Source organism: Hymenobacter artigasi (assembly GCF_012275535.1).
GTDB lineage: Bacteria > Bacteroidota > Bacteroidia > Cytophagales > Hymenobacteraceae > Hymenobacter > Hymenobacter artigasi.
In genome coordinates, this window is the sequence record NZ_JAAVTK010000001.1 from 1 (window position 1) to 21,380 (window position 21,380).

19 protein-coding genes and 1 tRNA gene are annotated in these 21,380 nt (G+C 58.5%); 6 read left to right on the top strand and 14 right to left on the bottom strand.

What is annotated here, in order from left to right:
* Positions 1-595 precede the first annotated feature (595 nt).
* The 5 genes from HBN54_RS23765 to tsaB form a co-directional block, all read right to left on the bottom strand.
* Positions 596-1,798: a serine hydrolase gene (locus HBN54_RS23765; protein WP_168671100.1), complete on the bottom strand. Its 1,203-nt coding sequence runs from the start codon at positions 1,796-1,798 to the stop codon at positions 596-598.
* 287 nt (positions 1,799-2,085) lie between these two features.
* A complete protein-coding gene (locus HBN54_RS00010; RefSeq protein WP_168671101.1) occupies positions 2,086-3,351 on the bottom strand; it encodes a hypothetical protein in 1,266 nt (421 codons plus the stop codon).
* Positions 3,352-3,494: 143 nt separating this feature from the next.
* The gene (locus tag HBN54_RS00015) at positions 3,495-4,826 is read right to left on the bottom strand and encodes an APC family permease (protein WP_210427891.1); all 1,332 of its coding nucleotides are present in this window, start codon (positions 4,824-4,826) and stop codon (positions 3,495-3,497) included.
* 133 nt (positions 4,827-4,959) lie between these two features.
* Positions 4,960-5,493: a DUF2480 family protein gene (locus tag HBN54_RS00020; RefSeq protein ID WP_168671103.1), complete on the bottom strand. Its 534-nt coding sequence runs from the start codon at positions 5,491-5,493 to the stop codon at positions 4,960-4,962.
* A 243-nt stretch (positions 5,494-5,736) separates the two neighbouring features.
* A complete protein-coding gene (gene tsaB, locus HBN54_RS00025; protein ID WP_168671104.1) occupies positions 5,737-6,456 on the bottom strand; it encodes a tRNA (adenosine(37)-N6)-threonylcarbamoyltransferase complex dimerization subunit type 1 TsaB in 720 nt (239 codons plus the stop codon).
* Between the two features lie 45 nt (positions 6,457-6,501).
* On the opposite strand from tsaB, the gene HBN54_RS00030 reads away from it, so the two are divergent.
* Positions 6,502-7,044 carry a suppressor of fused domain protein gene (locus tag HBN54_RS00030; protein ID WP_168671105.1) on the top strand — a complete coding sequence of 181 codons (543 nt, stop codon included), beginning with the start codon at positions 6,502-6,504 and terminating at the stop codon, positions 7,042-7,044.
* Positions 7,045-7,095: 51 nt separating this feature from the next.
* On the opposite strand, the gene HBN54_RS00035 is transcribed toward HBN54_RS00030, so the two are convergent.
* From HBN54_RS00035 to HBN54_RS00050, 4 genes are all read right to left on the bottom strand, one after another.
* The gene (locus tag HBN54_RS00035) at positions 7,096-8,790 is read right to left on the bottom strand and encodes a S41 family peptidase (RefSeq protein ID WP_168671106.1); all 1,695 of its coding nucleotides are present in this window, start codon (positions 8,788-8,790) and stop codon (positions 7,096-7,098) included.
* Between the two features lie 30 nt (positions 8,791-8,820).
* The gene (locus HBN54_RS00040; RefSeq protein WP_168671107.1) at positions 8,821-9,273 is read right to left on the bottom strand and encodes a ribonuclease P protein component; all 453 of its coding nucleotides are present in this window, start codon (positions 9,271-9,273) and stop codon (positions 8,821-8,823) included.
* A 155-nt stretch (positions 9,274-9,428) separates the two neighbouring features.
* A complete protein-coding gene (gene rpmH, locus HBN54_RS00045; protein WP_035563087.1) occupies positions 9,429-9,587 on the bottom strand; it encodes a 50S ribosomal protein L34 in 159 nt (52 codons plus the stop codon).
* Between the two features lie 148 nt (positions 9,588-9,735).
* Positions 9,736-10,353, bottom strand: coding sequence for a transposase (locus tag HBN54_RS00050; protein WP_168671108.1), 618 nt, complete (start codon positions 10,351-10,353; stop codon positions 9,736-9,738).
* 101 nt (positions 10,354-10,454) lie between these two features.
* Here HBN54_RS00050 and HBN54_RS00055 point away from each other — a divergent pair, with 101 nt between their 5' ends.
* Entirely contained in the window at positions 10,455-12,185 is a 1,731-nt protein-coding gene (locus HBN54_RS00055; RefSeq protein WP_168671109.1) for a M61 family metallopeptidase, read from the top strand.
* A gap of 110 nt (positions 12,186-12,295) precedes the next feature.
* Here HBN54_RS00055 and HBN54_RS00060 read toward each other — a convergent pair whose 3' ends face one another.
* The 3 genes from HBN54_RS00060 to HBN54_RS00070 all read right to left on the bottom strand — a co-directional run bounded on the left by HBN54_RS00060 (position 12,296) and on the right by HBN54_RS00070 (position 13,770).
* On the bottom strand, positions 12,296-12,550 hold the full coding sequence (locus HBN54_RS00060; RefSeq protein WP_168671110.1) for a hypothetical protein: 255 nt from the start codon (positions 12,548-12,550) through the stop codon (positions 12,296-12,298).
* A gap of 99 nt (positions 12,551-12,649) precedes the next feature.
* Entirely contained in the window at positions 12,650-13,588 is a 939-nt protein-coding gene (locus HBN54_RS00065) for a PfkB family carbohydrate kinase (RefSeq protein ID WP_168671111.1), read from the bottom strand.
* Between the two features lie 106 nt (positions 13,589-13,694).
* A tRNA-His gene (locus tag HBN54_RS00070) sits at positions 13,695-13,770 on the bottom strand.
* A gap of 157 nt (positions 13,771-13,927) precedes the next feature.
* Between HBN54_RS00070 and HBN54_RS00075 the strand changes: the two genes are divergently transcribed.
* Positions 13,928-15,337 (top strand): DEAD/DEAH box helicase, encoded by a 1,410-nt coding sequence (locus HBN54_RS00075; RefSeq protein WP_168671112.1) that lies wholly within the window; start codon positions 13,928-13,930, stop codon positions 15,335-15,337.
* Between the two features lie 85 nt (positions 15,338-15,422).
* Here the strand turns inward: HBN54_RS00075 and HBN54_RS00080 are convergent, their stop codons facing one another.
* Together HBN54_RS00080 and upp are read right to left on the bottom strand one after the other, a co-directional pair.
* Positions 15,423-15,845 (bottom strand): hypothetical protein, encoded by a 423-nt coding sequence (locus tag HBN54_RS00080; RefSeq protein WP_168671113.1) that lies wholly within the window; start codon positions 15,843-15,845, stop codon positions 15,423-15,425.
* Between the two features lie 167 nt (positions 15,846-16,012).
* Entirely contained in the window at positions 16,013-16,723 is a 711-nt protein-coding gene (gene upp / locus HBN54_RS00085; RefSeq protein ID WP_168671114.1) for a uracil phosphoribosyltransferase, read from the bottom strand.
* Positions 16,724-16,991: 268 nt separating this feature from the next.
* Here upp and HBN54_RS00090 point away from each other — a divergent pair, with 268 nt between their 5' ends.
* From HBN54_RS00090 to HBN54_RS00100, 3 genes are all read left to right on the top strand, one after another.
* Entirely contained in the window at positions 16,992-19,007 is a 2,016-nt protein-coding gene (locus tag HBN54_RS00090; RefSeq protein ID WP_168671115.1) for a capsule assembly Wzi family protein, read from the top strand.
* Positions 19,008-19,110: 103 nt separating this feature from the next.
* On the top strand, positions 19,111-19,461 hold the full coding sequence (locus tag HBN54_RS00095; protein ID WP_168671116.1) for a hypothetical protein: 351 nt from the start codon (positions 19,111-19,113) through the stop codon (positions 19,459-19,461).
* Between the two features lie 18 nt (positions 19,462-19,479).
* Positions 19,480-21,324: an ABC transporter ATP-binding protein gene (locus HBN54_RS00100; RefSeq protein ID WP_168671117.1), complete on the top strand. Its 1,845-nt coding sequence runs from the start codon at positions 19,480-19,482 to the stop codon at positions 21,322-21,324.
* Positions 21,325-21,380: the final 56 nt, after the last annotated feature.

The following is a 21,380-nucleotide window of genomic DNA, read 5'->3' on the forward strand; positions in this document are numbered from 1 at the left end:
TTCATGTATTCGTGTTACGCTTGTAATTGCTGCATCCGGTATTGCTACCCGATGCCCTTACTATTTGTCTTTTCCAAACATTCAAAGAACGTGTACCAGCCCAGTTGGCGTGATAGTGTGGCGGCCGAAGCAACCTGTTTTTCTTCTTTTCAATTCCCTTTCCTGCGATTGGGAGTGCAAAGGTAAGAAGAAGTTTTGAATTGACAAGGAAAAGAGGAAGATTTTTATTTTTCTTCGTTTCGCTTTTCAATTCGTTTCCGCCTCCTATCGAAGCGGGGTGCAAAGGTAAGAAGGTTTTCTCAGCAATTACAAGGACTTTCGAAAATTAATTTTCTAGGACTTTGTTGAGTTGATGGGCGAGCAATACAGGTATTGTTGCCGTGAAGTTCCTTACCAGTGAATTTCTGTTGGAGCAGTTGCTTTGGCAGAACCCGTAGTCCGTTTGACGATTTGGGACTGCAAAAGTAGTGGGATTTTCTGGGTTTGCAATGGGTAGCAAGAATCATTCGGCTTCCGGAGGGCTGCCATTAGGTGACTGGGGAGAATGGGCTTTTAACAATCAGTCACTTAACCCGTTTTGAATTTTCGATAATATTTAGCGGATTGGTTCGGGAGCGAAGAATATGGAGAGGTCTGGATGGAATTGGCGGGGGCGCTGGGCTTCGTATTGCTGGATTTGGCGGCCTAGTTGGGCCAGGAAGGGCTGGCCGATGCTTTCGTATTCGTAGGTGCCGTCGTTGATGATGCCGTTTTGGTTGACGTAGAGGACGGCGCTGAGGAGGAATTCGGACTGGTGGAGGGAGTCGGCGAAGTAGGCGACATCGGCGAGGTGGCCGTGGGACATGCCTACGATGTTGTAGATGCGGAGGGCCGATTTGTGAGGAAGGTCGGGGTTGCGGCCGTAGTAGAGGTACTTTTTGTAGGCGTCGAAGTAGCGGCCGGGGGTGTAGAGGCGGAAGGCGGACTCGTGGGGGGTGGCGTGGAGGTAGCGGCGGAGGAAGGCGTAATCGGTTGGGGTGAGGCGGAGGCGTTGGGTGGCGGGGACAGATTCGGGGAAGAGGATGCTTTGGAGGAGGGTGGTGATGGCGGGGAGCGGGAGGTGGTTGGCGGTGGTGAAATCGTAGGGGGTGGGGATGATGCGGCCGCCGGCCTGGTGGGCGCGGCCTTTGAGGACGCGGCCGAGGGGGCTGGTGTAGGTGATGGGATTGTATTGGGCAGGCTGTTTATATAAGGTATCGCCTTGGGGGGTGTGGAAGCTGATGGGGTTGGTGTGGCGGTTGGCGGCGGTGTCGCAGAGGGCGAAGCGGCGGGTGATGCGGACATCGGAGTAGCCTAATTCCTGTAGGCGCTGGTTTAGGGGGCGCTGGCCGAGGAATTCGTAGAGGCGATTGTAGGCGATGTTGTCGCTGACGAGGAGCATCCGCTTGATGTAGTTGCCGATGGTGGCGGTGCGGTCGGAATCGGCGGGGGCAGCGAAGGGGACGGGGGTTTGGCAGCGGTACGCGGTGCCAGTAGCCATGATGGTGCGGCGGGTGACGCGGGGGTTGTGGAGGTCGTTGAGCTTTTCGAGGGAGAGGGCGACAACGGGTAGTTTGACCAGGCTGGCGGGGTTGAAGTATTGCCGGGGATTGAGGTGGTAGGTGTGGGGGGTGAAGGTGGGACGGTTCTGGGCGTCGCGGTTGATTTGGGTGTAGATGATTTGGAGCTCGTATTGGGGGTTGGTGGCGATTCTTATTAATAAAGGGTTTGTGTGGAGTAGAGAATCTAGTAGTGGGGAATCTCCTTGCGTTAACCTCACCCCCTGCCCCCCTCTCCTGCAGAGAGGGGGCACCGGTTCGTGAGGGCGGGTCACCTCACCCCCCGGCCCCCTCTCCCGCGGAGAGGGGGAGCCTGACGAAACTGGGTTAGGGGTAATTGTAGCTTGAGTAGCTAGGGTTGTGACGGCTGTTGTTGCGCACAGGCTGGCGACTCCTATTATATAGGTGTAGATTTTGAGAGGGATGATTTTCATAGCGTTGCAAATAAAAAGGGCCGTGATGTTGCCACCACGGCCCTGTGGGGCTGATTTTATAGGGGGGGGGGGGGTTAGTCGGCTAGGGGGACCAGGCGCTTGGCGAGGAGGAGGTTGGAGTCGGTTTGACGCCAGTTGTAACCGGTGCCGAAGGGCAGGGCTTTGGGGCGGTGGAGGGTGTCGCGGTAGGCGGTGGTGAGTTCGGGCTGGTATTGCTTGGCGAAGAGGTTGATGGGGCGGCGGTAGGTGCCGTAGTAGTCGAACTGCCAGGCGCCTTTTTGGAAGTACTTCATGGCGATGCCGGAATCGTCCTGCAGGATGTAACGGCTGCGGCGCAGGATGACGCGGCGGATTTTGTTGAAGTAGCTTTTGTGCATGAGGTAGGTGGCCGACTTCACGTAGGTGGTGAGGGGGCCGAGGTGGCGCACAAATTCGAGGGGGGCGCTTTTGGAGGTGAGCTTCCAGTCGCTGAGGTCGGCGGAGAAGTAGTAAACGGTTTTGGGCTGGCCGTTGGGGCCGAGGAGCTTCATTTCGACACCGGGGATGGATTTCGGGTTGGGGGTTTGGGTGGTGTCGGTGGGGGCGTCCTGGAGCTGGCCGGTGGCGTCGAGTTGCACGGGGCGGATGACGGTGATTTGGTTGCCGGTGCGGGTGGCGAAGAGCATCATGAGCGGCAGGGCACCGTCGAGCTCGACGGATTTGAGGTCGACGGCCATGTCGTTGGTGCGGAAGAAGCTGAAATTCAGCACCGACCAAAGCGAGGTTTTGACGGCGGGCAGCAGCTTGGGGTTTTCGAGGGTGGTGCGGGCGGGGATACTGCCGACGGGTTCGAGGCCCATGAGCACGTAGGTTTGGCTGGTGGGGAACATCGTGAAGACGTTCAGGAAATCGGGGCCGCTGAAGGGGTAGAAGATGGTGGGGCTGTTGGCGTGCACGGAATCGAGCTCGGTGTTGGCCCACTGGGTCATGCGGGTGGTGTGGGTGGCGCGGTATTTATCCCAGCTTTTGTCCTGGTCCTGGGCGAAGGCCTGCCAGGCGGGGGTGGCGGCGAGTTTGGTGAGGTCGCTGTGCTGGCTAGGCTGCTGGCCGCCGAGGAACAGGGCTACGTCCTGGGCGTAGGCGGTATCGGGGACGGTGAGGCGGATGGGGCGCGGGGTGGCTTTGGTAGCGGAGGCGACTGGGGATGCTGATTTGGTGGAATCGAGGGCATCGGCCGTAGTGGCCATGGTTTCTTCCCTGGCGGAAGTGGCGATTTCGGTTTTGGTATTCGACTCGGAGCAAGCGGAAAGCAAGAGCAAGGCGGCGGGCAGGAGCCGAAGCGCGGCGGTGCGGAGGGACATTATATATAGGAGTGATTTGGGGTGCAAGTTACGGGTGTCGTTCTGGTGGGTCACCTCACCCCCCGGCCCCCTCTCCCGCAGAGAGGGGGAGCCAGACATCGGAGTACTATGGGGAAATTGCGTATTCCCCACCTTAATCCTATTTATTCACCTTGGTTGATGGTTGGGGAAACGGAAAGGCGGGTAGTAAGAAAGTAGACTAGGGCGCCGATGGCCAGCGTGGCGAGGCCGTAGAGGGATTCGATGGGTTTGTCGCGCAGGATGAAAGCTAGGGTCCAGCCGCTTAGGCCGAGAAAAATGAGGGGGGTGATGGGGTAGCCCCAAGCTTTGTAGGGGCGCGGGAGGTCGGGGCGGCGGATGCGGAGGACGAACAGGCCCAGCACGGTGAGGAAGGTGAACAGGTTCAGCACGAAGCCGGCGTAGACGAGGACGCCTTGGAAACTGGGCTTCAGGATGAAGGCCAGGGTGATGACGGTTTGCAGCAGGAGGGCGCGAACGGGGATGCCGGCGCGGCTTTTGGGGGCCAGGAAATGGAGGGCGGGGATATCCTCCCCCATCGTTTGGACGATGCGGGGGCCGGCGAAAACCATTGAGCTGATGGTGGAGACGAGCAGCCCGGCGATGACGCCGCCCATGAGCCGGCCGCCGAGGGGGCCGAAAAGGGAGGTGGCGGCCACGAAGCCAACTTCGACCTGGCCTTTCAAACCAGCAATTGAGGTGGAGCGGAGGAATACGTAATTCAGCCCTACATATAATAGGAGGACGATGGCAGTGCCGGCCAGCAAGATGCGCGAAAGGTTGCGCCGGGGATTTTCGATTTCGCCGGTCACGTACACGGCGGCGTTCCAGCCGGAGTAGGCGTAGCTCACATACACGAGGCTCACGGCGAAAGCGGGGCTGAGCAGAGCTTGCCAGCCGGCAGCATCGGGAGCGAAACTTAGGGGCTGCCCCTCCCCTACCACCATGCCCGCACCGATGAACACGACCAGCACTACCACTTTAAGGGCAGTAATGATGATTTGGAGGCGGCTGCCGATGCGGGTGCTGCTGCCATGCACCAGCGTGAGGGCCAGCACCACGGCCACCGAAAGCCACTGCGGATGCAGACCGGGCCAGACGCTTTTGGCATATTGGCCCAGGGCCAGTGCGGCCAGTGCGGTGGGGGCCGCGAAGCCCACCGTGGCCGATACCCAGCCCGAGAGGAAGCCCAGTGCGGGGTGATAAATCTGGCTCAGGTAGTGGTATTCACCGCCGGAGCGGGGCATGGCGGCGGCCAGCTCGGCGTAGCTCACGGCGCCGCAGAGGGCAATAAGGCCGCCCACCAGCCACAGCATCAGCAGCGCGAAACCGCTTTGGATGCCCATTACCTGAAAGCCGAGGCTGGTGAAAACGCCTGTGCCGACCATGTTGGCAATGACGATGGCCGCGCCGGTGAGGAAGGTTATTTTATAAGGAGTGCGGGTAAGCTCGGGCATGGTGCAAAGATGCGAAGCTTTGGTGCGCTCGTTTGTCATGCTGAACGCAGTGAAGCACCTTATCACGTCTGAACAAGTAGTTCGGACGTGATAAGGTGCTTCACTGCGTTCAGCATGACAGGTGGAATAATTGCTACTCTACAGGGCTGGTGGCTTTCGGCTTTTTATAGAGGGGCACAGTGCTGCACGGCTCGCCGTACATGATGCTGCTCGTGACGGGCAGCAGCTTTTGCATGATGGCCACGTAGGCGAAAGTGGGCACGGGCACGGTGCCGCAGCCTTTTACCACTACTTTGCCGTCGCGGTATTCTTCGATATCAATCGCAGCGATGGCTTCTTCGAAGAGGGACTGTTCTAAAGCGCCGAGGTTGCCGAATACGTAGCGGTGGGCGTGGTGCTGGAGCTTGGTGGCGAGTAGCATGTAGGCCCAGGTGGGCACAATGGCATCGGCCGAGCAGATGATAGCGACGTTTTTGCCGTCGTACTGCGTCCAGTCGTTGGTTTTTACGAACTCGCGGAAGTCCTTTTCACGTAGCATGAGGCCGTGGAAGAGGTTGTCCTTAATGTCGTACAGCATCCGCTCGCCAGGGTGGATGAGTTCTTCTAGGTTGAGGGTGACGAGGCCGGAATTGGCGACGCGGTTGACGAAGAGGGGTTCCGTATCCATAAAAATTATTAGCAGAGTGAGTTAGAACAGTGCTTCGCAGGGAACAGTTACAATAGCCAACAAATAGGCGATACTCATGAAAACTAAACTTTGCGCGCATTGCCAGCGGGAAGCTACCACGCTGTACCGGATACAAACAACGGCCGGCGGCAAAGGCTGGTTTTTCGTTTGCGAAAGCTGCTGCATCGAAGCAAAGCGACTACCGGGCTACCGCTACGGCGGCACCTGGCAAGGATACCGTCATTAACCTAACGGCGCGATACGGCTGTTTTTCGGCGTGGTCGTGTATACTTCTTTCAGGTAAAACGGCTCGTAGTACGCTACATCCTGTAATTCCTGCCGATGGAAGGCTGCGACACCCAAATGCCCCACCGCAATGGCCGAGGGCTCAATCCCGGCCAGGAAACCGGCGTTGGAATGCTCACCCAGTACTGCCTGAAACTTCGCTGCACCATTGCCGAAGAACAATATGGGATGCCGGGCCAATTGTTCGGTCAGCGTATCGGGGTCGAGGATGAGGGGCGTGGGGGCCAGCATTTCCTGGCCATCGTGGGTATAGATGGCGGCGTATACTTCCTGCCGCCGGGCATCGAGCATGGGGCAAAACAAGTGGTTTTCGGGGCGGGCGGTGCCATTTGCCACCTGTGCCGCCAGCGCTTTGAGCGTGCTTACGGCTACCAAGGGAATATCGAGCGCGAAACACAGGCCTTTGGCGGCGGCGGCCCCGATGCGCAGGCCGGTGTAGGAACCGGGCCCGTCGCTCACGGCTACGGCGGCGAGGTCGGCCAGCTGGTGGCTGGTGTTTTCGAGCAGCTGCTCGATGAGGATGGTGAGGTGGGTGGAATGCGACTTATCAAGCCGCAGTTCGGATTGGCCGACCAGGGAGCCGTCGGCCATGCGGTGCAGGGCCACCGAGCAGACGGGGGACGAGGTTTCGAGGGAGAGGAGAAGGGATTTACTCAATGTAGATTTGAAATTTCCGGAGCAAAATTATTGACGATGTATAACTTGGAGCTACTCAAGCAGCACTTAGAAACGAATTGGGGCAAGGGTACCGATAAGAAAGGCCAGATTCCAGACCCGCTCAAGAAAATGTCGGAGGACTTTTCTGTATTGGAGTTTCCTCCATCGGAAAAACATGACTTCTGGATTTACTCCACGCTTGGAATGTCAGCCGATAATCCAGCCAACTTAATTGAGTTGCATATCTTTTCTCACAAGCAAGATTCGACACTGATTGAGTTGCTTACTACTACTGCTTCCTTCCACCGAAACGACACTCCTCTTGGGTTAAACCATACCGTCAATTTCGGACGGCCTTGGCAAAATGATTCTGTGTGCAGCTTCGGCTTCATTTCGCTTCCTTATATGGATGGCGAGGCTTTAGAGATTTTCAATCTCGAGGGTGGACACCTGTATAATCTCTGGCTGATGCCAATTACAGAAAGTGAAAGAGATTACAAGATTAAGAACGGATGGAATGCGTTGGAGCAACGCTTTGAAGATTGTGGTCTGGATTATCTGAATCCACAACGTGCTTCTTGTGCATGAAAAAAGCAGGCACCTTTCAGCGCCTGCTTTTCTAATTAACGCAGCTCAAAATTACTTCGTCCCGGCTGACTTGTGGGCGCTGGCGGCTTGCCCCGTAGGTTTCAACAGCGCGGCGTAGCGGTTCGGGTCGTTCAGGACGGCTACGGCGGCGATGATGTTGGGGTCGTCGTCGAAGCCGGCTTCGGTGCGGCCTTTCTCGAAGTAGTAGCGCGACACGATTTCCTGCTCCAGCAGCTCCTTAATTTCGGGCTTGAAACGTTGCAGGTCGTTGGCTTTGTTGACGGTGATTTTTTTGCGGACGGCTTCGAGCTCCAGCTTCACGTCGTCGTAGTGCTTTTCCTCTTTTACCTTCTTGCTGAGGTCGGCGAGGGCTTTTTCGGTGTCGGTGCTGTAGCTGATGTTTTTGCCTTGCAGGTAGGCCACGAACTTTTGATAGTCCACGTCCGAGAGCTTGAAGGCGCGGGCGGGCACGATGGTGGAGTGCTCGGCGCGGTAGCGGGTAGCGTAGTCGAAGAGGTAGCTTTTTTGAAGGAGGATGCGGGTGATGTCGGCGATTTCACGGTCGTTCACCTCCACGTCGGGGGCTACGCCGCCGCCGTCGTACACGGTGCGGCCGGCGGTGGTTTTGAAGGCCGTGCGCAGCGAATCGGGGAATTTGCCGAGCGTGCCATCGTCGCCACGGTGGGCGTAATCGATTTCCTGGATGCAGCGGCCGCTCGGGATGTAGTATTTGGCGGTAGTCACCTTCAGCTGCGAGTTGTAACTGAGGGGGCGGGTGGCTTGCACTAGGCCTTTACCGAAGGTGCGTTCGCCCACTACCACGGCGCGGTCGTAGTCCTGCAGCACGCCCGACACAATTTCAGAGGCCGAGGCCGAGCGGCTGCTCGTGATGATGGCCACCGGTATCTGGGTATCGAGCGGCACGTCGAGGGCCTTGTAGGTTTTGTTCCACTCCGTCACCTTGCCTTTGGTGCTCACCACGTCGAGGCCCTTGTCGATGAAGAGGTTGGATATATTCACGGCCTCGTTCAGCAGGCCACCGGGGTTGTCGCGGATATCGAACACGATTTTTTTCGCGCCCTGCTCCTTCAGCTTGTTCACGGCGGCGCGCACTTCCTTGCCCGCATCCACGGTAAAACCGCCGAGCTGGAAGTAACCCACGTCGCCGGAAATCATGCCCGTATAGGGCACGTTATCGACCTGGATTTTATCGCGGGTAATGTCAATTTGGACTGGCTTGTCCTGGCCGTAGCGCGTCACCATGAGCTTCACCATCGAGTTGGCCTGGCCCTTGAGGAGCTTGCTGATATCGGCATTCGACTTTTTATCCACCACCACACCGTTGATGTCGAGGATTTCATCGCCGGGGAGCAGGCCGGCTTTCTGGGCCGGGTAGCCTTCGTAGGCGCTTTGCACCACGGTTTTGCCATTGCGCTTCACCACCGAGGCCCCAATGCCGCCGTACTGCCCGGTGGTCATGGTGCGGAAGTCCTCGATATCGTCCTCCGGAATGTAATTGGTGTAGGGGTCGAGCGAGCGCAGCATGGCGTCGATGCCGGTTTTCACCAGCTTGGCGGGCGTTATCTCGTCGACATAATACGTGTTGACCTCCTTGAAGAGCGTGGCGAAAATGTCGAGGTTCTTGGCAATTTCGAAGTACCGCTCGTTGTCGGAAGCGGCGCGGAACGATGCCAAGCCCAGCGTGCTCAGGGCCAGCGTAGCGAGTAGCTTTTTGCGGATAGTCATAGAGAATACGGGTAGCAGGTCATCACGAATCTACGGGGCCGGCGGCGAAGCAGATGCTGCTTCAGGCGTCGTGCCCAGCAAACGATGGAAAGCGGAAATTAATTTTCTTTCCACCAAAGCCAATGGACTTTTTTCCTTCCCCGTGAAGATAATACCCAGCAGAGCGATTTCGTGCCCATTAGGTTGCTCCGTAAGCCGATATTTATTGAGCCGGTAGGCCTCGCGGATGAGCCGCTTGAGCCGGTTGCGGTCGACGGCCCGCTTGAAGGTGCGCTTGCTCACGCTGATGAGCACCTGCGGCGGAGCCGTGGTGGGCGCGGCCGCCTTTATCCAGACGATGCGCAGCGGGTAAACGCCAAAAGAGGCACTCTGCTTGCTGAAAAGCTCTTCGATGAGCTTTTTGCGGCACAGGTGTTCCTCCTTCGGAAAGGTGTATTTTCTCTTAGCTGTTAGCTGAGAGCCATTAGCTGTTAGCTCGGTCACGATGCTTATTTATTGGCTATTACTTGGCAGCAAAAGCCACTTTGGAAGGGCCAGAAATAGCGAAGCCGCATTGCAGCGACAGTAGTAAGACTGTCTCAGCAATGCGGCAATCTGCTAGCCAGCCGCGCGAAGCGTTTGACTAACGGCTATTGCGACTAGCGCTTGTGCTTGCCTTCGTCGGATACGGTGAGGCGCTTGCGGCCTTTGGCACGACGACGGGCCAGCACGTTGCGGCCATTGGCGGACTCCATGCGGAGACGGAAGCCGTGCTTGTTAACGCGCTTGCGCTTCGAGGGCTGATAGGTACGTTTCATCTTATGTGTAGTTTCAAGTTGGGCCGGCAAAGGTACGGGCTTTGTTTGGAAAAGACAAGTGCTTTGTGCGGTAAGCTTTAGCTTGCCGTGGAAGGATTCACTTTTACTCGAAAAAGCCCTGTACTTTCCTGAAACGGCAAGCTAAAGCTTACCGCACAAAGGAATGGGGCCATTGCGTCCAATCCTCTACCAGTCCGGCTTTTACGGGATTGTTCAGCACGTAGGCAATAACGCGCTCGCCCTCCTTGCCGTCGCGCACCAGATGGTCGTAGCTCTCGTGCCGCCAGAAGGGTTCGCCTTGCCGGTGCAGCAGCTTATTAGCTTCCAGCGCCGTGCGGCCTTTCAGCCGCTGCATCATCTTGGCCGGCGAGAACTCAGGGGAATCGGGTAACTGCAATACAATGTGCACATGGTTTGACATAATGCAGTACGCCAACACGATTACGTCAAGCTCTTCCAATCGCATGATTTCCTGCGTTACCAACCTGGCAATCCGGTCATCGCGGAGCCATGTTGGGCCGGTGGCCGCCTGGTCCAGCACGGTATCATACTTGGCGAAATGTGCTTTTCTGATATCATAAACTGCTTTGCTCCGGGCTTGCGGCACGCTCAGTTGCTGCAGGGCTTCGGCAATGGCACGCTCCCGCTCATCGGCGAGCTGCTGCAGAACAGTGGCAGCGATTGAGCCGGCCAGGCGAAAAGTGATGAAAATAGTGCCGCCGGGCGGGAGAATGTGCGGCAAATTGCGCTGGTAGCTGGACTTCATAGTGAGGTAAGCTTTAGCTGGCACCGCAGGGCCGTTGGCTTGGAATAGATGTTTTTCCACATTGCGCCTACTTTTGACGGCAAGCTAAAGCTTACCTCACTATGAACTACCGCGTTTCCTACGAGAATCCCCTCACGTTTTACCTGCAAATCGAGCTTACGCTGGACGTAGCGGCCGACGCTACTGCCCCGCTGGAACTGCAGCTGCCCGCGTGGCGGCCCGGCCGCTACGAGCTGCAAAACTTCGCCCAGAAGATTCAAAAAGTCGTTATCGAAGATGCCGCAACCGGCCAGCCCCTCCCCTACCGCAAGCTGACGAAAGACCGGTGGGCAGTGCCCAATGCAGCCGGCCGCACCGTGCGGGTGCGCTACAACTTCTACGCCCACCAGATGGACGCCGGCGGCTCCTGGCTCGATGAGACGCAGCTGTACCTAAACCCGGTGCAGGCGCTGATGTATGCCGAAGGGCGGCAGTGGGAGCCCTGCGAGTTGACGCTGGCGCTGCCCGAGGGCTGGCAGGTGGCCTGTGGGCTACCACAAACCGCGCCCCATGTGCTGTTGGCAAAGGATTTCGACCAGCTGGCCGATGCGCCGCTGATTGCCAGCCCCACGCTGGTGCACCAGGAATACGAAGCGGGCGGGCTGCCTTTCCACGTCTGGGTGCAGGGCGAGGCGGAGCTGAATTGGCCGCGCATTCTGGCCGATTTCAAGGCGTTTTCGGAGGAGCAGCTGACTATGTTCGGAGGTTTTCCGGTGGCGGATTACCACTTTATGAACCAGTTTCTGCCCTACAAACACTACCACGGCGTGGAGCATCACAACTCCACGGTGATTACGCTAGGGCCGGCCGAGCTGATTATGAGCGAGGGCTTGTACAAGGAATTGCTGGGCGTGAGCTGCCACGAGCTGTTTCATACCTGGAACATCAAGAGCATCCGGCCGGCCGAGATGCAGCCCTACGACTACAGCCGTGAGAACTACTTCCGTACCTGTTTCATTGCCGAGGGCATTACGACCTACTACGGCGAGTACCTGCTGGCCCGCAGCCACGTTCGTACCCCGGCGCAGTATTTTGAGGAACTGAACATCGTGCTGCGCAAGCACTACGACGATGCCGGCGGCGACAATCTCTCGCTGGCCGATGCCAGCATGGACCTCTGGCTGGACGGATACAAGCCCGGCGTGCCCGACCGCAAGGTGAGCGTGTACCACAAGGGCGCGCTGGTGGCTATGCTACTTGATTTGACCATCCGGCAGCTTTCTAATCACGCGCGCAGCCTCGATGATGTGATGCGGCGGCTGTACGAGGATTTCGGCAAAACCGGCATTGGCTACACGGAGGACGACTATGCGCGCATTGTGAACGAAGTGGCCGGGCGCGATATGCACGCCTATTTCGACAAGTTCATTTACGGCACTGCGCCGCTGCTGGAGCCGCTGGACCGGGTGCTGCACACGGTGGGCTGCCAGTTGCTGGTGGGCGAAAACACCTCAGCTTCGGAAGGCACGTTTGGTTTCCGCACGGTGGTGAAGAATGAGCGGACGGAGGTAGCGACCATCTGGCCCAATTCGCCAGCCGCCGCCACCCTGACGGTGGACGATGAAATAGTAGCCGTGAATGGCCGCCGCGTCGACATGAACCTGCAAAGCCTGCTCAGCACCGGCGCGCCGGCCTACGAGGTAAGCGTGTTTCGCCAAAACCGACTGCTGACGGTGACGCTGGCCGCTACACCGGGCATAAGCTTCGGCCAGCGCTATGCGATTGAAAAGCTGGAAACGGCCGACGCGGCGCAGCAGCGCGGGTTTGAGCAGTGGCTGGGGTGGGCATTTTAATTGGATAGTATCCCCCATAAAGAATCAAAAATTCGTGTCTTTATCGCAAACACAAAAGGCCCCGCCGGACGAATCCGGCGGGGCCTTTTGTGCTAAAGCAGCGCTAGCTACTAGTGGTCTTTGCTGTTGTCGGCGCCCTTTTTCATCGGGCCTTTGTTCACCGACATCGGCTTGTTGTTCTGGGGGTTGCTGCGGATGTTGTGCACACCCTCGCCGGCCGTGAGGCCATCAGTGGTATTGCCTTGGTGCGATACCTGGTTGTCGTTCGGGTTCTGAACCTGCGTGCTCTTACGGCCGGTTCGGGCCATGGGGTCCACGGAGGTTTTTTTGTTTTCGAGGTTAGCCTCTTCTTGATGCAAGCTCATAGCGGGTGGGTTTTAGGATGGGAGATAAAGGAAGGTAGTCTATTAGTATACCTGCTTTTCACCTAAAAGGTTGCCCCTCACGCCAGTGCCTGCGGGGTGCTACGCCACGTTGGCAACGGCTATGGCGGGCACCACCTTCACCAGCTCGGCAAACTGGGCTTCGCGGGCTTCCAGTTCCTCGGAGGTGAGGTTGAGCAGGCGCTCGGTGCCGAACTTCTCGACGCAGAACGAAGCCATGGCCGAGCCGTGAATGACGGCGCGCTTCATGTTCTCAAAGCTGATGTCGTCCGTCGCGGCGAGGTGGCCGATGAAGCCGCCCGCGAACGTATCGCCGGCACCGGTTGGGTCGAATACTTCTTCCAGGGGCAGCGCCGGGGCGTAGAACACCTTGTTCTTGTGGAAGAGCAGGGCACCGTGCTCGCCCTTCTTGATGATGAGGAATTTCGGCCCCATGCCCATGATTTTTTTGGCGGCCTTCACCAGCGAGTATTCGCCGGAAAGCTGGCGGGCTTCCTCGTCGTTGATGCTCAGCACGTCGACCATCTCGATGGTGGCGATGAGCTCTTCGAGGGCAATGTCCATCCAGAAGTTCATCGTGTCCATCACAATCAGCTTGGGCCGGTTCACGAGGCGCTGAATGACGAGGCGCTGCACCTGCGGGGCCAGATTGCCCAGCATCAGGTACTTGCAGTCCTGGTAAGCATCGGGGATGATGGGGTCGAAATCAGCCAGCACGTTGAGCTCGGTTACGAGGGTTTCGCGCGAGTTCAAGTCTTTGGAGTAGATGCCCGACCAGAAGAAGGACTTCTCGCCCTGCTTCACTTGCAGGCCTTCCACGTCCACGCCGTGCTCTTCGAGCAACAGGATATCGGACTGCGGAAAGTCGTCGCCCACCACGGCCACCAGCTTCACGGGCTTCAGCGAATACGAGGCCGAGAGGCTGATGTAGGTGGCGGCACCGCCGATGATTTTATCGGTTTTGCCGAAGGGCGTTTCCAGGGCGTCGAACGCGACGCTGCCGATGACGAGCAGGCTCATGCAGGTAAATTGTGGTGAATAAAGAATCGAAATTAAAGCCGTATTAAAACGGATTCAGTGCAAGCAACAAAAAAGTCCCCGGATAATTCCGGGGACTTTTTCTGGTGGGTAAATAATGGGGCTCGAACCCACGACCTTCGGAATCACAATCCGACGCTCTAACCAGCTGAGCTATATCTACCAGGTTTGTTTTGGTGGTGCAAAGATAGAAAAAGAAGTGGGAAAAGGCAAAATAAATTCGGGTTGTGCGGTAAGCTTTAGCTTGCCATGGTGGGGAAAGCACGCATTATCAGTACGGCAAGCTAAAGCTTACCGCACAAAAACCCCGACCTTTGCGGAATGGAACCCAACATTGCCCCATCGTTCAACGATTTCAAGCTCAACAAACAACTCCTCACCGCTGTGGCCGCTGCCGGCTTCACCGACCCCACGCCGGTGCAGGTTCAGACTATCCCGCTGCTGCTGGCCGGGCACGACGTATTAGGCATTGCCCAAACCGGCACCGGCAAGACGGCTGCCTTCGGCCTGCCCCTGCTCATGAAGGTGAAATATGCCCAGGGCAACAATCCCCGGGCCCTGGTGCTGGCTCCCACGCGCGAGCTGGCCATGCAGATTGAGAAGCATTTGAAGGCGCTGGCGGTGAATACCGACCTGCGCATTTTCGCCATTTACGGCGGCCTGGGCCCCAAAACCCAGATTGAAACCATCTCTGAAGGCCTTGATATTCTGGTGGCCACGCCGGGCCGGCTGCTCGAAATTTACCTGAAAGGCGCGGTACGGCTCACCGACCTGAAGACGCTGGTGATGGACGAGGCCGACAAGATGATGGACATGGGCTTTATGCCCCAGATTCGGCGCATCCTGGAAATTATCCCGCGCAAGCGTCAGAATGCCTTGTTTTCGGCCACCATGCCGGAGCGCGTGACCACGTTGAGCGAGGAATTCCTGGAATTCCCGGTGCGCGTGGAAGTGACCCCGCCGGCCAAAACAGCCTCTACCGTGTCGCAGGTGATGTACGAAGCACCCAACCTGCTCACCAAAATCAACCTGCTGCACTTCCTGCTGCACCGCGACATCGATACCATGACGCGGGTGCTGCTTTTCTGCCGCACCAAGCAGCACGCCGACCAGGTGGCTCACTTCCTGGAGCGCAAGGCCCCCGCTGGCGAGGTGCGCGTGATTCACGGCAACAAGGGCCAGAACGCGCGGATGAACAGCATGGACTCCTTCAAGGCCGGGGAGGTGCGCTACATGGTGGCGACGGACGTAGCCGCCCGTGGCATCGACGTGCCGCAGGTGACGCACGTTATCAACTTCGACGTGCCAATTGTGCACGACGACTACGTGCACCGCATTGGCCGCACGGGCCGGGCGCTGCACACCGGCGCGGCCATCACCTTCGCCAATGAGGCGGAAATGGTGCATGTGGCCGAGATTGAGCTGCTCATCAACCAGAAGATTGAGCTGCTGCCGCTGCCCGAAGAAGTGGTGGTGGAGGAAACGCCCTTCGAGGAGCAGCAGAAGATGGGCCGCGAGCTCGACGAGCGCCGCAAGAAGCTGGACCCCACCTTCAAAGGGGCCTTCCACGAGAAGAAGGAGTGGATTAAACCCGGCGTGACGATTGACAAGCGCACCGGTAAGCCCTTCGCCGAAGGCCAGAAAAAGAGCACCAAGGGCTCGAAGGCTTTTGTGGGCAAGAAAGGCGGCTCGAACCCCGGCGTGAAGGCGCTGAAGCGGCGCGGACGGTAAGATAGAAGGGTTGAGTTTTGAGGGTTGAATGTTGAGTTATTGTCTTCTAAACTCAACGTTCAACCCTCAAAACTCAACCCTTTTCTTAATGTCCGTGGTGGATGAGATGGCCGAAGCGGATGCTGGCGAAAGTGAGCGCCGCGCCCCAGAACAATGCGCTCAGAAACATGTGAAGCATGATGCGCTGGCGGGGCACGCCCAGCAACGTGGCGATGACCGTGCCGCCAATGGGCGAGAGCAGAATGGGTGTAAGAAAGGCAATGCCGCCCATCCCGAACTTGCGGAACACCTTGATGATGTTGCGCGAGCGTTTGGTGAAAATGGGCTCACGGCGCAGGCGGCGCTGCATCTGGCGGTGCCGCATCCAGACGCCGCCCACGCCCGAGAAGATAAACACGCTGGTCATCATGCCGGCCACGGTGAGGCCCAGCGTGGGCCAGAAGTGCAGGCCCATGGAAGTGCCGGCCAGTGGGCCGCCCAAAAACTTGACCGTGCTCAAGAGGAACACAGACGCGCACTTAATGGCGGGATGGAGCACGACGAAACGAAAGGGCAGGCAACGGGTGAGTGGGAAACGGCAACGCGGGGTGGGCGCGTGGCAAAGATACCCCGTTTGGCGGGGCAGGGTTCCATGGGGGTGGCGTGCTGTTGACTGCGAAGCACCGCTTCGCGCTACTACAGCTTACTGCCGAAGGAGAGGTCGCCGGCGTCGCCCAGGCCGGGGATGATGTAGGCTTGCTCGTTCAGCTTCTCATCGATGGCTGCAACCCAGAGCGTGGCTTCGGGGATTTCGCGGGCCACGTAGGCCAGGCCTTCAGGCGAGGCGATGACGGCGGCGATGTGCACCTGGCGAGGCGTGCCGAAGCGCAGCATGGCGCGGTAGGTTTGCACCAGGCTTTTGCCGGTGGCCAGCATGGGGTCGGCGAGGATGAGCACGCGCTCATCGAGGCTGGGGGCCGACAGGTAGTCGACCTGCACCTGCACCTGGGCCGTGCCTTCGATGCGGTAGGCGGCCACGAAAGCGCTGGGCGACTGGTCGAAATAGTTCAGGAAACCTTGATGAAAGGGTAACCCGGCGCGCAGCACGGTGGCCAGAATGGGGAAGTCGTGGAGCAGCTTGCCGGTGGTTTCGGCCAGGGGCGTCTGGATGGTTTTGTCGGTGTAGCTGAGGTGGGCGCTGATGCGGTAGGCGATGATTTCGCCCAGGCGCTGGAGGTTGCGGCGAAAGCGGAGGCTGTCTTTTTGCACGTCTTTGTCGCGCAGCTCGGCCAGGAAATGGTTGGCAATGCTGGGCTCGGCGCACACGACGTGGATATTGGCCAGGGCCTCGGGGGCATCGGCGGCGGTGGGGGCCGAAGCGGCGGAGGAGGAAAGCGGCGTGGCCATACAAACAGAATTTTGGTGAAGGATGCCGGGCCAACGGCCCGGCCGGCACCCCGAAGTTGGCACAAAAACGGGCAGTAGGCAAGAAAGCAGGCCGGAATTCGTCTGCGCCCGCGTGGTTCTGCGGCAGATTTGGGTGGATGCCGATGCGGGACAGCGGCAGCCCTATTATCCCCGCCAACGGCTTGCTGCGTAGGTTTGTTAAAAAATGGTAATGCCTGGCTTTTTTTACGGAGGAAAGGCGTCGGTTTTATTCGAATTATCTGTTTCTATGTATAAATCTCTGCTACTAACGGCTATTACGGCGCTGCTCACCGGCGTGGCAGCGGCCCAAACGCCGGCAACTGCCCCGGCTGGTACCTCGGCCCCTGCCACCGCTACCGAAAAATCGCCCTGGCTAATTTTTGACCAGCCGCTGGATACAGTAGCAGCCTCGCGCGCCAAGCGCCAGCCCCGGCAGAAAGCCGGGCGCAGCGCCGCGGCGCCCCGTGCAGCCCGTACCGCTACACCGCATTCGGCCCGGGTTTCGCGCAACGGCTTTGAGGCCACGCAGGGCGCGACTTACGTGCCGCTCGACCAGGATATCTATCGGCTGATTGACCGCTATGCCATTAAGTTCGGCTCCGACTCGCTGCATGACCCGCACACCAGCGTGCGGCCCTACACCCGCGCCGGCGTAGCCCATCTGGGCGAGCGAATGTTAAGCGGCGACAGTGATACGACGGTACAGGTCGGCGCTAACCTCTCCCGCTCCGACCGCTTCAACGCCCAATACCTGCTGAAAGACAACTGGGCCAACTCGGCCCAGGGTGCCGATTTGAACCAAAGCGCCCGACCGTTCCTTAACTACTTCTACCGCGACCAGACCGACTTTTACCACGTCGACAACCCCGATTTTACGTTGCGCGTGAACCCGGTGGCGCTGCTGGCCATCGGCAAAGACAACAAGAACACCGACGGAGCAACCTACGTGAACACCCGCGGCGTGCAGGTGGAAGGCACTATTGACCAGCGCCTGGGCTTTTATGCCTTTCTGGCCGATAACCAGCAGGGCGTACCGCAGTACGTGCGCAACCGCGTGGAGCGCGACACCATTGTGCCGCACGAGGGCTACTTCAAGCCATATAAAGCGGCTGTGCTAGGTCAGAATAACCAGTATGACTTCTTCTCAGCGCGGGGCTACGTGACGTACGCGGCCACCAAGCACATCAATGTGCAGCTGGGCCATGACCGCAACTTCATCGGCAACGGCTACCGCTCGCTGATTTTGTCGGATTACAGCGCACCTTATTTTTTCCTCAAGCTGAACACCCGCATCTGGAAATTTAATTACCAGAACCTATTTGCGGAACTGGCGGCCCAGAAGCGCAACGCCGACCAGGTATATCCCAAGAAGTATCTGGCGCTGCACCACCTCAGCCTCGATGTCACCAATAACTTCAACATTGGCGTGTTTGAGTCGGTGGTGGCCGGCTCGGCCAGCAACCGCTTCGAGCTACAATACCTGAACCCGGTTATCTTCTACCGGGCCATCGAGCAGAACGTGGGTTCGCCCGACAACGCCATGCTGGGGCTCGACTTTAAGTGGAACATTCTGCACACCGCGCAGCTCTACGGGCAGGTGGTGCTGGATGAGTTCAAGCTGAGCGAAATCCGCTCCGGCAACGGTTGGTGGTCGAACAAGCAGGCCGTGCAGGTGGGCGCCAAATACATCGATGTGGCTGGTATTCGCAACTTGGATTTGCAGGCGGAAGTGAATTACATCCGGCCTTATACTTACCAGCATGTGTCGTACTACACGGCGTACACCAACTATCAGCAGCCCCTCGCCCACCCCATGGGTGCCAACCTGACCGAGGTGCTGGGCGTGCTCAGCTACCAGCCGCTGCCCCGCCTGAACCTGGTAGCGAAGGCCATTTACACCGAGCAAGGGCTGGATTACGGTTACAATGCCGCCGGCAATATTATCACGACTGGCCCGCTCAGCACTGATGCGCCGGGCACGCCCATCGCCACCGGCACCCTTGCCAACTACGGCGGCAACCCGCTCGTGCCCTACAACTCGCACCCGATGGACTTCAACAATCGCACCGGCCAGGGCAACAAGAGCCGCCTGCTGCACACCGATTTCACAGCCACCTACCAGCCGCGCCTGAACCTGTTTCTGGATGCCAAGCTCATTGCCCGGCACCAGACCTACTCCCTCACCCCGGCGCTCAATGGCAACGAGGTATACGCCTCGCTGGCCGTGCGCTGGAACATCGCCCAGCGCCTGCACGAATTTTAAGATGTGCGATAAGCTTTAGCTTGCCGTTTTGCATTACCCCCGATAACTCCTTAATGGAGAACCCCATATTCTACACGGCAAGCTAAAGCTTACCGCACATTGCATGCCCGCCACCACCCTTCTATACCGCCCCGTTAACCAACAGGAGTTGGATTTGATTGCCGCCAGCAACTGGCGCAGCTTCCCGCCGCGCCTGCCCGAACAACCAATTTTTTACCCGGTGCTGAACGAGGAGTACGCGGTGCAAATAAGTCGTGATTGGAACGTGCCATATTATGGTGTGGGCTACGTGGTGCGGTTTGCGGTTGATAACGTCTATCTCGCGCAATTTGCCGTGGAGAATGTGGGCGACCCAATGCACAATGAGCTTTGGGTACCGGCCGAACGGCTGGCCGAATTCAACCAGCATATTGATGGGCTAATTGAAGTAATTGCCGAGTTCCGGCGTTCTTAATAGTCCTCCTTATTATCTATGAAAACGTACCTCCGGATTCTCCAGTATGCCCGGCCCTACGCCGACTTTTTGCCCCTGTACCTGCTATACACGGTGCTGGGCATCTTTTTCAGCCTTGCCAACTTCGCGCTCATCATTCCGCTGCTGAATGTATTGTTCGACAAAACGGGCAAAGTGCAGGTGGAAGCGCCCGCGGCAGCGCCGCATTTTGCGCTGTCGCTCGACTACGTCACGCATACCTTCAATTTCTATTTTTCGCAGGTAATTGCTGCTTACGGCAAGCTGGGGGCGCTTTCGTTCGTGTGCTTGGTGCTGGTGGCTTCGGTGCTGTTTAGCAACCTATTCCGGTACCTGAGCCTGCGGCTGGTGGCCCGCATTCGGGCGCGGGTGATTCGCAGCATGCGCCGCGAGCTGTACCACCGCATTATCGGGCTGCAGCTGGGATTCTTTTCAAGTAAGCGCAAGGGCGACCTGATGTCGCGCTTCACCAACGACATTCAGGAGGTGGAAGCGTCGGTGGTGAACACGCTGCAGGCGGTTATCCGCGACCCGCTCACCATCGTGGGCTATTTCGTGGTGCTGTTCTATATGTCGGTAAAGCTGACGCTGTTTACGCTGCTGCTGCTCCCTATTTCGGGGGGTATCATCGCTACGCTGGCCAAGCGGCTGCGGCGGCAGGCCAAGCTCAGCCAGAGCACGCTGGGCTCCATGCTGTCGGTGATTGACGAGACGCTGGGCGGCATCCGGGTAATTAAGGCGTTTAATGCGCAGGAGTACATCAAGGGCAAATTTGAGGAGCAGAACGACCTGTATGCCCGCACCTCGCGGCGCATCGACAACACCCGCGATTTGGCCTCGCCGTTTTCGGAGTTTGCTGGCGTATCAGTGGTGGCCGGGCTGCTGTATTTCGGCGGCTCGCTGATTCTGAGCGGAAACTCGGACCTCGAAGGCGCTTCGTTTATCACCTACATCGTACTGTTTTCGCAGGTACTCACGCCGGCCAAAGCATTGTCCAGCTCCTTCGGCAATATCCAGCGCGGACTGGTAGCCGGCGAGCGGGTGCTGAGCATCATCGACACCGAGCCCGCTATCCGCGACCGGCCCGATGCGACGGTGCTGCCCCCCTTCGAGCGCGAAATCGAGTTTCACAACCTGAATTTCAGCTACGGCGAAACGCCCGTGCTCTATGACATCAACCTGACCATTAAAAAAGGCCAGACGGTGGCGCTGGTGGGCGGCAGCGGCGGCGGCAAAAGCACCCTGGCCGACCTGCTGCCCCGCTTCTACGACCCCAGCGCCGGCCAGATTTTCATCGATGGCCACGACCTGCGCGCCTGCTCGCTGCACTCGGTGCGCGACCAGATGGGCATCGTCACCCAGGAAAGCATCCTGTTCAACGACAGCATTTTCAATAATATCCGCTTCAACACCCAGGCCACCGAGGCCGAGGTGATGGAAGCCGCCCGCATTGCCAACGCCCACGAGTTCATCATCGCCAGCCCCGAGGGCTACCAGACGGTGATTGGCGACCGGGGCTCGCGCCTCTCGGGCGGGCAGCGCCAGCGCCTGAGCATTGCCCGCGCCATCCTGCGCAACCCGCCCATCCTTATTCTCGACGAAGCCACTTCGGCCCTCGATACCGAAAGTGAAAAGCTGGTGCAGGAGGCCTTGCAGCGCCTGATGCAGAACCGCACCTCGCTCGTTATTGCTCACCGCCTGAGCACCGTGCAGCACGCCGACGAGATTGTGGTGCTCCAGCACGGCCGCATTGTGGAGCGCGGCACGCATGATGAGCTGCTGCGGCGCGAGGGCGGCGTGTACCAGCGCCTGAGCTCGATGCAAACCAACGCGGCACTGGTGTAGCCGCGAATGATTCGTGGTTAACGGCTAATAAGGCATTGAGCAGCCCTGACCATCCA

What these genes read in the sequence shown, in the direction of transcription:
- HBN54_RS00100 (WP_168671117.1), top strand. Translation starts at nt 19,480, where the DNA reads ATGAAAACGTACCTCCGGATTCTCCAGTATGCCCGGCCCTACGCCGAC.
- HBN54_RS00090 (WP_168671115.1), top strand. Translation starts at nt 16,992, where the DNA reads ATGTATAAATCTCTGCTACTAACGGCTATTACGGCGCTGCTCACCGGC.
- HBN54_RS00095 (WP_168671116.1), top strand. Translation starts at nt 19,111, where the DNA reads ATGCCCGCCACCACCCTTCTATACCGCCCCGTTAACCAACAGGAGTTG.
- HBN54_RS00010 (WP_168671101.1), bottom strand. Translation starts at nt 3,351, where the DNA reads ATGTCCCTCCGCACCGCCGCGCTTCGGCTCCTGCCCGCCGCCTTGCTC.
- HBN54_RS00035 (WP_168671106.1), bottom strand. Translation starts at nt 8,790, where the DNA reads ATGACTATCCGCAAAAAGCTACTCGCTACGCTGGCCCTGAGCACGCTG.
- HBN54_RS00060 (WP_168671110.1), bottom strand. Translation starts at nt 12,550, where the DNA reads ATGAGCTTGCATCAAGAAGAGGCTAACCTCGAAAACAAAAAAACCTCC.
- HBN54_RS00020 (WP_168671103.1), bottom strand. Translation starts at nt 5,493, where the DNA reads ATGGATACGGAACCCCTCTTCGTCAACCGCGTCGCCAATTCCGGCCTC.
- rpmH (WP_035563087.1), bottom strand. Translation starts at nt 9,587, where the DNA reads ATGAAACGTACCTATCAGCCCTCGAAGCGCAAGCGCGTTAACAAGCAC.
- HBN54_RS00065 (WP_168671111.1), bottom strand. Translation starts at nt 13,588, where the DNA reads ATGAGCCTGCTCGTCATCGGCAGCGTCGCGTTCGACGCCCTGGAAACG.
- HBN54_RS00055 (WP_168671109.1), top strand. Translation starts at nt 10,455, where the DNA reads ATGAACTACCGCGTTTCCTACGAGAATCCCCTCACGTTTTACCTGCAA.
- HBN54_RS00050 (WP_168671108.1), bottom strand. Translation starts at nt 10,353, where the DNA reads ATGAAGTCCAGCTACCAGCGCAATTTGCCGCACATTCTCCCGCCCGGC.
- HBN54_RS00015 (WP_210427891.1), bottom strand. Translation starts at nt 4,826, where the DNA reads ATGCCCGAGCTTACCCGCACTCCTTATAAAATAACCTTCCTCACCGGC.
- HBN54_RS00075 (WP_168671112.1), top strand. Translation starts at nt 13,928, where the DNA reads ATGGAACCCAACATTGCCCCATCGTTCAACGATTTCAAGCTCAACAAA.
- upp (WP_168671114.1), bottom strand. Translation starts at nt 16,723, where the DNA reads ATGGCCACGCCGCTTTCCTCCTCCGCCGCTTCGGCCCCCACCGCCGCC.